Below are 10,844 nucleotides of genomic sequence, written 5' to 3'. Positions count from 1 at the left end.
ACCGAGAGGTAGAACCAACCGAGCACCGCGAACATGATCACCTGGAACACCGAGTTGATGGCGACCAGCACCGCGGCAGCTTCGCGATCTCCGCAGGCCAGGTCGTTCCAGATGATCACCATCGCGATGCAGCGAGCAAGACCGACGATGATCAAACCGGTTCGATATTCCGGCAGGTCAGACAGAAACAACCAGGCGAGGGCGAACATCAACGCCGGGCCCAGAACCCAGTTCAGGAACAGCGAGCCCGCGAGAAGTTTCTTGTCCCCGGTGACCGTGTCGAGGCGGTCGTAGCGGACCTTCGCCAACACCGGGTACATCATGATCAACAGACCGAGGGCGATCGGCAGTGAGATGCCGTCGATCTGCACCTTCTCCAGGGCAGTGTTCACACCGGGAATCCAGCGCCCGACCAGCAGGCCGACGACCATGGCCACCCCGATCCAGACCGCCAGATAGCGATCGAGGGTGGAGAGTTTTCCGACCACTGCGCGGTGTTCGGTAGTCGCAGCGGTGTTGCTCATGCGGTGACCTCCGCGCACGCGTCCACTGCGGTCACGATCGAGCCTTCAACCAGGAGCACAGCCGAGAGCTGCTGCAGTGCAGCAGGAATCACCCAGTAGTACACCCAGGTCCCGCGACGTTCACAGTCGAGCAAACCGGCCTGACGCAACACCTTGAGATGATGCGAAATCGTCGGCTGGGACAAGTCGAACGTATCCGAGATGTCGCAGACGCAGGCCTCCCCACCCTCATGGCTGGCCACCAAGCTCAACAGACGGAGGCGAACCGGATCGCCGAGGGCCTTGAACATCCGAGACAGGTCACCGGCCCAATCCTCGGTCAACGGCTCACGCACCAGCGGGGAGCAGCAAGCGCCGGTCTCCACCACAACTTGATTCGACATACTTCGATATTGACAGTTTTCGAATCAACACGCAACAAATCGGAGATGAACATCCGCCTCCGCGATTGCCGATGCGACACTGATTCGAAACCCCACATTCGACGATCTGACCGGACTATGACCAGCAAGCCGACGTAGAAGCGCCACCTGACACGGCTCTCAGCCTTCGCACTGCGAGCACGGCGGGTCAAAGCACACTCGCTCTGCGAGGACGCGGATCGCTTGACGCAATAGGCTGGAGCGGATCGGGCCAAACGAACGAGATGAGTCCACCCGTCCGAAACGTAGATGTGATCGAGCGGCTACACCTATCCTGTCGGCGGCCTGCACGCTCGTTATGACACGAACCAGGCAGAAAGACTCTCTTTCGCCATACGTTCGACGAGCAAAGGAACGAAATCTCGTACTGGATCTAGAACCATCTACACACGCCCCCAAGCTTCCCGGTGCGCACTTCGAACCTGCGCCGCTCCTGTGGTTGGCCCTGAATCGCGGCAGCATTGACAGCGGCGGGCCTGCTCGCGTTCGGCCGTCGGGACCTGCGTTGCGTTGTCAGCACATCGTTGTCACGGTGGCGTTTGCGTGCCGAGGCCCAAGCGCCAGCACGGCGCGAAACCCTTCCGCGATAGCTGTCATCAGCGCGGGTTGGTCCGGAACTGCTCTCACGTCGACGTTGATCCCGACACACATGTGCGAGTCGTAAGACATCAAAGTCGCGTTGAAAGCCGATCCGAGGGTAGGACTGAATGCGAATTGGCGAATTATCCGCGCACCGGCGAGGTACAACGGTGTCGAAGAACCAACGACGTTGGATGCAACAAAATCCATGTGCTTGAGCATGTCGCCTGTGACCGCAACCGGCAGCAAGTTCAGCATTCTGGCCAAGTGAGGAGATAGCGGAATCGCCGGCTCGTTCCGCCAACTTTCTACGATGACGTGAACACGACGGATCAATTTCTCCGGATCTGCAATATCGACCGGAAGAGCAAACCTTGCAAGCGTGATTCGGTTGCCTCCCAGCGGATCACGACTGTCACGCAGACTGATCGGCAATGTCACCATCAGTTGATTCGGTACGTCACCGTGGCCTCTGTGGTAGCCGGCCATGCCCAGTAGAAGTGCAGCCAAGAACGCGTCGTTTACCGAGCATTGTGTGCCCGCCGCTGCAGCGGTCAGTGCCGCCACCGGAAATTCGATCACACCGAAACCACGGCGCGTACTCCGAGCAGTCATCACTGGCGACATCGTTCTGGTCGCCGGTCGCGTCATACGCGCCGTCGATCCGAAGATTCGTACGACGTCGTGCATCGTAGCGGCGGGATGGCGCACTGCGTGCGCGGCACTTCGGGCCACCGCTTCGGTCATCGCCGCACGTGAGTCTCCTGGTGTGGAACGAACAACAGGTGGCCTGAATTCGTGGCCGTCCTGACTTGATCCGCCAGTCCGCGTGTCATCGGTAATTTCGCGTGTCAGTTGCATACCCCCGACCCCGTCGGTCAAGGAATGATGAACTTTGACTACCAGCGCTGTTGCACCGCCGCCTAGCCCATCGAGCACGGTGAGTTCCCATAACGGACGATCCTTGTCGAAGGCTGCCATCCCGCTCATGCGGGCAAAATCCAGGACGCCTTTCCACCCACCTGGTGGTGGCACGGAAGACCTTCGAAGGTGCCAACTCAGGTCGAAGTCCGCGTCATCCACCCAACGTGGTGGACTCCACGGAAATTGTCGCGCAACCGCTTTGCACCTGAAGATCGGAACTACGTCGATGGCGTGGTTCATCGCGGCGGTCAATCGTTCGTGATCCGGGAGCCTGTCCAGCACGATGATCGAGACGATTGTCGAGCGGAGGACCGGATCGGCCTCCATCCGCCAAGACATCAGGTCGGTCTGCGTCATCGATCGCTCGTTTGCGCCGCTCATGGCCACTCGATTCACTCGTCGGCGTAATCCTTCAAGGATTGGCGATTCTCAAGGCCTCAATCGAACCTCGTCAACGCCTGGAACGGTCGAAGCAAGTGCAGTCACGACACCTCGCTCGGGATCATCGTCGGAAATCCCACTGACTGTCAGTATTCCGTCGACATAACCCACTGCCCATCGGTCGGGCCCGGCATAGACGTCAAGTCGATGGCGCACTTCGTCAGCGATCCGATCGGGGTCCAGGGCCAGCAGTCCGATCAAATCCTGGCGGGTCACCACTCCGATCACGTCCCTCTCACGAACGATCGGAACCGCGCGCAGCCCAGAACGCAGCATCTCGGATGCGATGTCATTGACCACGACATCTTCGGTCATTGCCACCACGGGTTGCGTCATCACGTCAGCGACGGATAGTTCGGTCGACTCGGTCGCGTGTTCCTGTGACAGTCGTTCGAACCCACTTCTGAGAAGATCGCCTTCGGACACGATCCCGACCAGTCGCTTCTGCTCGTCGACTACTGGGAGTGCCGAAAAACCTGACCGCGCAATCTCTCGTAGACAGTCACCTACACTTCGCGCCTGATCGATTGTCGTCACAGGGCTACTCATGATGTCTCGTGCACGCATGACAATTCTCCTCTGGTTATCCCGCTGGACGTCCGATCTCGCGAACGCAGGAATGCGACGAACCGATGTCCCCAGCGTGACAAACATCGACCGTGAACCGGAAGTGTCTTCGGCATCCTGCGCACTGGAAATCGGCCCCGAGCGGAGTGACTTCCGCCTCTGTAGACCTGATGCGGGAAAGGGTTTGCTGAACACTGTCGCTAGCTAACCCACGCGCATAGCACTCGGACGGGAGAGCTCATGAAAGCGAGTTCCATAGATGCCAGACGTCGGTGGGTAGTACCGATCGACGCCGTCGGACCCGAAGACGCACCGACCGTCGGCGGCAAAGCCGCGAATCTCGGCGAACTGAGGCGATCGAACTTTCCGGTTCCGCCGGGGTTCGTAATCACCACCTGCGGCTATCTCGACGCCATGGAAGCTTCCGGGTTGAGAGACGACCTGAAATCAGGGGAACTACCGTCTACCCGCAGCGCCGAGGAGGCAGTCACAGCATCACTCGTACCCAAAGCACTGCAAGAGCAGATCATCGACGCCTATCGCGCGCTGGGGCCTTCAGGTACGCGAGTAGCGGTCCGTTCGTCCGCTCCCGCAGAAGACGCGTCCGATACCTCGTACGCAGGCATTCACGAAAGTTTCACAAATGTCGCCGGTGACGAAGGCTTGATCGATGCCGTACGGCAGTGTTGGGCATCGTTATGGTCGGATCGAGCATTGTCGTACCGCAACCTCCAAGGCGTTGCGGACGAGCCGTCGCTGGCAGTTGTCGTCCAACTGATGGTCGACTCGGACCAATCGGGAGTCGTATTCACTGCCGACCCGCGCACCGGTGCGCGGGACCGCATGGTCATCGAAGCTGCCACCGGATTGGGGGAAGTCGTAGTGGGTGGACAGGTGGAACCAGACACTTACGTAGTGTCGAAACCTGACTTCGACATCATCGATGTACATATCGGTTCACAGGCATTCGCGATCTCGCTGTCCGAAGGGACTGAAAAGGCGTCGGAAATACCTCTCTCACAACGCGAACACCAGATCCTTACCGACGACCAGATCCACCAGCTCGCAGCATTGGCCGCAGCCGTGGAAGAACACTACCGGCGACCACAAGACCTCGAATTCGCCTACAGCGGAGGACAACTGTGGCTGGTCCAGACACGCCCGATCACCACCCTTTCCGAGCAACCGGAAGCACTGGCCGAAGCCCAACACGACGCCGGCGAAAAAGCACGTGTCCTCGCCCAGGGATTGGGCGCCGGGCCGGGAACTGCTACCGGACGCGTCCGAGTCCTGCGTTCAGTGGCCGACGGTCGTGATTTGGTCGACGGCGAAATACTGGTGGCCCCGATGACGCGACCGGATTGGTTACCGGTTCTCCGACGAGCCGCAGCCATCGTCACCGACGGCGGCGGCATTACCTGCCACGCAGCTATCGTGGGCCGCGAACTCGGCCGACCGGTTGTCGTCGGAACACGCACGGCAACAAAGGATCTTGCAGACGGGACTTTGATCACAGTCGACGGAACTGCAGGAACGGTCATTGCTGCAGATTCCGCAACTGCCGACTCCTCGAAAAATGCGACCACCACCATGCCGAGGACAATGTCGACACCCCGTCCGACAACCGCGACATCCGTCTACGTGAACCTGGCGACTCCTGAAGCTGCAGAACGGACAGCCGACACAGACGTCGACGGAGTAGGGCTCTTGCGAGCTGAATTCCTGATCATGGACGCTCTCGAAGGGCTGCATCCCCACACGATGATCGCCCGAGGTCTCCACGGAGAGTACGTGGCCAAAATGTCTTCTGCCCTGTCACGTATTGCCGCCGCTTTCGGAGCCCGACCGGTCATCTATCGCGCAATAGACCTCCGCACCAACGAGTTTGCACATCTTGAAGGTGGTGACATCGAACCCCACGAAGACAATCCCATGATCGGCTACCGGGGCTGTTTTCGCTACGTGCGGGAACCGGAATTGTTCGCGCTCGATCTCGATGTCATCGCCGAAACGCGAAAGAACTATCCGAACGTGCATTTGATGATTCCGTTCGTTCGGACCGAATGGGAGCTCGCGCGCTGTTTGGCACAATTGGATGCCCACCCTCTCGGGGCGGATCACCGGATGCTTCGATGGGTGATGGCTGAGATACCCTCGGTTGCCTATTGGATTCCCAGGTACGCGGCAATGGGCATCGACGGAGTGTCGATCGGCACCAACGATCTCACTCAACTGGTGCTGGGAGTCGACCGGGATTCGGAGATTTGCCAAGAACTCTTCGACACCATGGATCCTGCCGTTCTCGAAACCATCGACACCATCATCGAGCGTGCCACCCTCGCGGGCATGACGACCTCACTGTGCGGACAGGCAGTGTCAACCAATCCTGCTCTGGCCGAACACCTCGTGAGGCAAGGCATCACGTCGGTTTCCGTGACCCCCGACGCAGTTGACACCGCTCGCCATGCAATCGCGGTCGCTGAACGACGCATCCTCCTCGCCCGAGCTCGTTCGGGTTGACGCCGAAATCCGAGTCGCTGGCTTGACTGAGCATCGGAACCTAGTCGGGTCGGATCACTCCCCGATCTGCTCCTGCACGAATCCGTTCATAGAAGACCTCCACGTCGGCTGGTAAACACGGTGCCGTCCCTGGGGTCTTCAACATCGCGGCCCCGGCTGCAACACCGAACCGAACCGCATCCATCAGCGAACGCTGATGGATGAGCGAATACACCATGCCCGCAACCATGCTGTCCCCCGCGCCCACACCACTGATCGATACGACGTCCACCGACGGCACACACTCACACATGTCGGCAGTCACCAGCAAGGCTCCAGCGGCTCCAAGCGAAACGACCACCACCTCCGCAACCTTCTGCGCAACAATAGTTCTCGCTGCGTCGACTTGCTCCACCCGAGTCTCGAGTGGGTGGTCGACCCATTCACGAAGCTCGCGGATACTCGGCTTGACAAGAAAGACACCACTCTTCAATGCGCGCAATGCAGCGCCAGAGGTGTCGACAACCAGCCGCGCCCCGGTTCCCTCGAGGTAATCGACCAACCGCTGAACAAAATCAGCACCCACCCCCGGTGGCAAACTGCCGCTCACGACAACATATCCGGAATCGACGGCGAATTCACGCACTCGAGCGAGACACGATTCCACCTCTGCAACGGTGAGAATCGGTCCAGGCAACACAAAACGATACTGCTCACCTGTCGACTCATCGTCCACGGTAAAACTCTCGCGAGTCGACCCTGAGACGGGCTCGGCCCAATGCCGCACTTGTTCACCGATCAGAAGGTCCTCGACCGCCAGGCCACAATGACCTCCCGAGGGAAACACTGCCATCACGTCGCCGCCGAGGACCCGGAGCACTCGCGCGACGTTCAATCCGCCGCCGCCGGGATCACGACGAGGTGCCACACAACGCACCTTGTCTGTCGTGTGGACGGCACGCGCGCTGGTCGCTATGTCGAGTGCCGGGTTCATCGTCACCGTTACGACGCGAGAGTCACTCTGCTCCATGTAGTTTCACTTCCAGATGCAGCGTTGATCCATCACGACGAAGCGAATGCGCCCAGCCACGGTCACGAATGACCTGAAGCATCGGTGCGTTCGCCCCCAAAATTTCGGCCACCATGCGTCGTGCCCCGTGCAGGTAAGCTTCATCCTCCAGCCGCTTCAAGATCGAAGTCCCGATTCCATGCAGCCGGTCGCCTTGCGCAACCACGAGGGCGAACTCCACCGTGGGCGGCGAAACCCTCTCCAACGCAACATAGCTTCCGACACCCACCAATTCTTCGCCGATGAAGGCACCCAGAGCGCATCGCCGATCGTTGCACTCGCACAGTTGATCGGAAAAGGTGGTGAGTTGCTTCGGCTGCGGTCCGAACCACCGCATGTACGAATCATGTTGGTCAAGATGCTCATGTAACCGTTGAACAGCAACCGCGTCGGGTGCTCCGAGGCACCGGAGAGTTGTCGTGCCGATTCCGCTGCCCGTCGCGGCCATCGATCATCACCTGATTCGGCTGGGGATACTTTCCGATTGAACCGTGCCGTTGCCTTCAGGGGGCAGAGCCTTTTGTCATCGAATACCGTCCTTCGCCCCTACCCGCGCCGGCAGCCCATGCGCGAAGCTGAAGCGTGGAGGAATACGGATGACGCCCGCAAGGAGGATCCATGACTGATTCAGGATCTCCCACCGACCTGACCAGCGAACAATTCGTCATGGACCGAGACGGACTTGACGAGTTGATCACCGTGTTGATCAGCGAGGGTTATCGCGTCATCGGGCCGACTGTCCGCGACAGCGCTATTGTCCTCGACACTCTCGACTCCGGTGATCAATTGCCGACGGGGTGGGGTGTCGATACCGCCCCTGGCCTGTATCGACTGCGGAGGAGAGCAGATTCTGCCGTCTTCGGTCACTCCGCGGGCCCGCAATCGTGGAAGCAGTACCTGCACCCGTCGCGGCAACAACTCTGGAGCCAATCCACGGACGGTACATTCCACGCACCGCCGACCGAACCTGCTCGATACGCATTTCTCGGCGTGCGCGCGTGCGACCTCGCAGCGATCGGAATACTCCAGACAGTGCTGTCGGCCGGCGGAAAGGCGGCGACAAATCTATTCGAGGGTCTGTTCGTGATCGCAGCCAACTGCACGGAACCCGGCGGAGTGTGTTTCTGTGCGTCGATGAACACCGGCCCGGAGGCCAAAACCGGCTACGACCTGTGTCTGACCGAAAGGATCGACAACGACGGCCACCGATTCGTCACCGGGGTGGGCACCACGGAAGGATCACGGATACTCACGCTGGTCCGCGGTAGGCAGGCGACCGACGAGGAAACTACCGAGGCCGCAGGCGCTGTCGCCGATGCAGCACATCATATGGGTCGGCAAATGCCGGACGTCGATCTTCGCGGCATGCTCCGCGACGCACGGGACGCCGATGTCTGGGCGGACGTCGCGTCACGGTGCTTGACGTGCGGGAACTGCACGATGGTGTGCCCGACGTGCTTCTGCACTACCACCGAGGACGTCTCCGATCTTGCGGGCGACAATGTCGAGCGATGGCAGCACTGGTCGTCATGTTTCGACCTGGATTACTCGCAACTGCACGGTGGCGCAGTACGTGTCAGTGGTGAGAGCCGGTACCGACAGTGGATTTCTCACAAGTTGGGCACCTGGCACGACCAATTCGGTTCGTCCGGTTGCGTTGGTTGCGGCCGATGCATCGACTGGTGTCCAGTGGGAATCGACATCACGGCGGAAGCCGCCCGCCTGACCGGCGCTTTGACTGTGGAACCCGACAGCGATACCGGTTGTCACTCATGAACGATCACGCCTGCGAGCAGTGTCCAAGAGAAATCGAAGGTCTGGCCGACGATCAACGTCATGAACTCGCTGCCTTCTCACGCGAGGTTCAGTTCGCGGCCGGTACCGTGGTGTTCCGCGAAGGTGACTCCGCTGACAAATGTTGGCTTCTCCGGACCGGCCGGATTACGCTCACCACCAGAATTCCCGGACGCGGCGAGGAAACTGTCGAAACACTTTCTGTCGGTGAGATTCTGGGCGTGTCCTGGTTCCGCCCACCTCGACAGTGGCAATGGACAGCGACCGCGGTCACTCCCGTGACAGCAGCCGAAGTCGACGCCACCATGTTGCAATCTGTCGCCGGGAGCAATCCGGATCTCGGACGGGCGATCTACTCGATCCTGGCGGACACACTCCTCCACCGATTGCAGGCAACACGCGCACGCCTGCTTGATCTCTATGCACGCGAACATGTTCGGTGATCAACTCGTCCCGACGCCGTGCAAGGTTGTTGCCCGCCGGGACGAGAACAGCGATACCTCGACCCTGACCTTCGCGGCGCCCTCGCAGTGGTTCCCCGGGTTCCGCCCCGGTCAATTCATGATGGTCTACGCACGGGGGGTGGGCGAGATTCCGCTGTCGATCAGTGGGGACCCGACTCACGCCGATCACACAGTGGTTCATACTGTTCGGGCTGTCGGTGCCGTCAGCCGCGCGCTGCACGAAGCCTCCATCGGTGACATCGTAGGTGTCCGAGGACCTTTCGGAACGGGATGGGATCTGGATTCCGCCAAAGACGATCTGATCGTCGTCGCGGGAGGCGTCGGCTTGGCGGCAGTACGTTCGGCAGTCTTGGAGGCCCAGGCCTGCGGTCGATTTCGTCGAGTTGTCCTCAGCGTGGGTGCTCGCCGACCATCCGATCTCCTGTACCGCCCAGATCTCGACACATGGAGCCGGGGAGACCTGGTCGACCTCGAGCTGTCCGTGGACGTGGCAGAACCTGACTGGCAGGGTCATGTCGGATTTGTCACGCAGTCCCTGAACCGCCTCGTTCTCGAGCCTGGTCGCACGACGGTACTGCTGTGCGGCCCCGAACCGATGATGCGGATGTCGGCTCGGACCATGATCGGCCAAGGCGTTGAGCGCGAGAATATTCGAGTATCGCTGGAACGGAACATGCAGTGCGGGACCGGAGTGTGCGGGCACTGTCAACTCGGCGAACTCCTCCTCTGTCGTGACGGTCCGGTAGTCGACTACCGCGCGGCCGAGCCACTTCTCGCAGTGAAGGAGCTGTGATGCCCTCACCCACCATGGCGGTCTGGAAATTCGCATCCTGCGACGGATGCCAACTGACTCTGCTCGATTGCGAGGACGAACTACTCACTTTGGCCGACGCCGTTCACATCTCACATTTCCTCGAGATGTCGAGCGAGGTGGAAAGCGGTCCATACGATCTCTCGCTGGTCGAAGGCTCCATTACCACCGCTGCCGACATCGAACGTATTCATGCCATCCGCGAGAATTCCCGGCATCTGGTGACGATCGGCGCCTGCGCGACTTCTGGTGGGATACAGGCTCTCCGGAACTTTGCGGACATCGCCGAGTTCATGTCCGTGGTCTACGCGAGCGGCGAGTACATCGACACTCTCGCGACGTCCACACCGATCGCCGACCATGTCCCGGTCGATTTCGAACTACGCGGCTGCCCCATCGATCGACGGCAGCTCCTCGAGGTGATCTCGTCGTATCTGGCCGGGCGGGAGCCGAACATCCCGGACACCAGTGTCTGCGCCGAATGCAAACGACGTGGCCTCACCTGCGTCATGGTCGCCGACGGCACACCGTGTCTGGGACCAGTGACCCATTCAGGCTGCGGCGCGCTGTGTCCGGCACAGTCGAGGGGTTGCTATGGATGTTTCGGTCCATCAACCCACCCGAACTTGATTGCAATGGCGGGGTGGTTGCGCACCTGTGGGATGACCGACGAGAGTATCGAGCGCGTCTTCTCGACGTTCAACGTTGCCTCCCCCGAGTTCGACGGGATCAGGCGAGATGGACGGTGAA

Annotated in this window: 12 protein-coding genes; 5 read left to right on the top strand and 7 right to left on the bottom strand. The window is 60.3% G+C overall.

Features of this window, described 5'->3' with window-relative positions; translation table 11 throughout:
• From R4P65_RS10855 to R4P65_RS10840, 5 genes are all read right to left on the bottom strand, one after another.
• Nucleotides 1–524 (bottom strand): arsenic resistance protein (locus R4P65_RS10855; RefSeq protein ID WP_411742533.1); only part of this gene is annotated, 524 nt, incomplete at its 3' end.
• Entirely contained in the window at nt 521–907 is a 387-nt protein-coding gene (locus R4P65_RS10850) for an ArsR/SmtB family transcription factor (RefSeq protein WP_230813486.1), read from the bottom strand. The genes R4P65_RS10855 and R4P65_RS10850, both read right to left, overlap by 4 nt.
• A 335-nt stretch (nt 908–1,242) precedes the next feature.
• Entirely contained in the window at nt 1,243–1,329 is an 87-nt protein-coding gene (locus R4P65_RS33140) for a three-helix bundle dimerization domain-containing protein (protein WP_411742536.1), read from the bottom strand.
• Between the two features lie 130 nt (nt 1,330–1,459).
• Nucleotides 1,460–2,806 (bottom strand): wax ester/triacylglycerol synthase domain-containing protein, encoded by a 1,347-nt coding sequence (locus tag R4P65_RS10845; protein WP_317826476.1) that lies wholly within the window; start codon nt 2,804–2,806, stop codon nt 1,460–1,462.
• A gap of 72 nt (nt 2,807–2,878) precedes the next feature.
• Entirely contained in the window at nt 2,879–3,457 is a 579-nt protein-coding gene (locus R4P65_RS10840) for a CBS domain-containing protein (RefSeq protein ID WP_317826475.1), read from the bottom strand.
• 240 nt (nt 3,458–3,697) lie between these two features.
• On the opposite strand from R4P65_RS10840, the gene ppsA reads away from it, so the two are divergent.
• Nucleotides 3,698–5,977: a phosphoenolpyruvate synthase gene (gene ppsA / locus R4P65_RS10835; protein WP_019748700.1), complete on the top strand. Its 2,280-nt coding sequence runs from the start codon at nt 3,698–3,700 to the stop codon at nt 5,975–5,977.
• A 40-nt stretch (nt 5,978–6,017) separates the two neighbouring features.
• Here ppsA and R4P65_RS10830 read toward each other — a convergent pair whose 3' ends face one another.
• On the bottom strand, nt 6,018–6,986 hold the full coding sequence (locus tag R4P65_RS10830) for a 1-phosphofructokinase family hexose kinase (protein ID WP_283569313.1): 969 nt from the start codon (nt 6,984–6,986) through the stop codon (nt 6,018–6,020).
• Nucleotides 6,973–7,473 (bottom strand): GNAT family N-acetyltransferase, encoded by a 501-nt coding sequence (locus R4P65_RS10825; protein ID WP_020907959.1) that lies wholly within the window; start codon nt 7,471–7,473, stop codon nt 6,973–6,975. The genes R4P65_RS10830 and R4P65_RS10825 overlap by 14 nt, the downstream gene beginning before the upstream one ends.
• 170 nt (nt 7,474–7,643) lie before the next feature.
• On the opposite strand from R4P65_RS10825, the gene R4P65_RS10820 reads away from it, so the two are divergent.
• The 4 genes from R4P65_RS10820 to R4P65_RS10805 are packed head-to-tail and all read left to right on the top strand — an operon-like array spanning nt 7,644 to nt 10,843.
• Complete coding sequence (locus tag R4P65_RS10820) at nt 7,644–8,801, top strand: 4Fe-4S dicluster domain-containing protein (RefSeq protein ID WP_019748703.1); 1,158 nt, start codon at nt 7,644–7,646, stop codon at nt 8,799–8,801.
• Nucleotides 8,798–9,262 (top strand): Crp/Fnr family transcriptional regulator, encoded by a 465-nt coding sequence (locus R4P65_RS10815; protein ID WP_019748704.1) that lies wholly within the window; start codon nt 8,798–8,800, stop codon nt 9,260–9,262. The genes R4P65_RS10820 and R4P65_RS10815 overlap by 4 nt, the downstream gene beginning before the upstream one ends.
• The gene (locus R4P65_RS10810; RefSeq protein WP_317826474.1) at nt 9,252–10,076 is read left to right on the top strand and encodes an FAD/NAD(P)-binding protein; all 825 of its coding nucleotides are present in this window, start codon (nt 9,252–9,254) and stop codon (nt 10,074–10,076) included. Before R4P65_RS10815 ends, R4P65_RS10810 begins: the two co-directional genes overlap by 11 nt.
• Entirely contained in the window at nt 10,076–10,843 is a 768-nt protein-coding gene (locus R4P65_RS10805; RefSeq protein WP_317826473.1) for an oxidoreductase, read from the top strand. Before R4P65_RS10810 ends, R4P65_RS10805 begins: the two co-directional genes overlap by 1 nt.
• The last annotated feature ends 1 nt before the right edge of the window (nt 10,844 follow it).

It is taken from the genome of Rhodococcus sp. IEGM 1318 (assembly GCF_033142465.1).
GTDB classification, from domain to species: Bacteria; Actinomycetota; Actinomycetes; order Mycobacteriales; family Mycobacteriaceae; genus Rhodococcus_F; species Rhodococcus_F qingshengii_B.
Note: the sequence above shows the minus strand (reverse complement) of the source record. Positions and strands in the feature narration are given on the sequence as shown.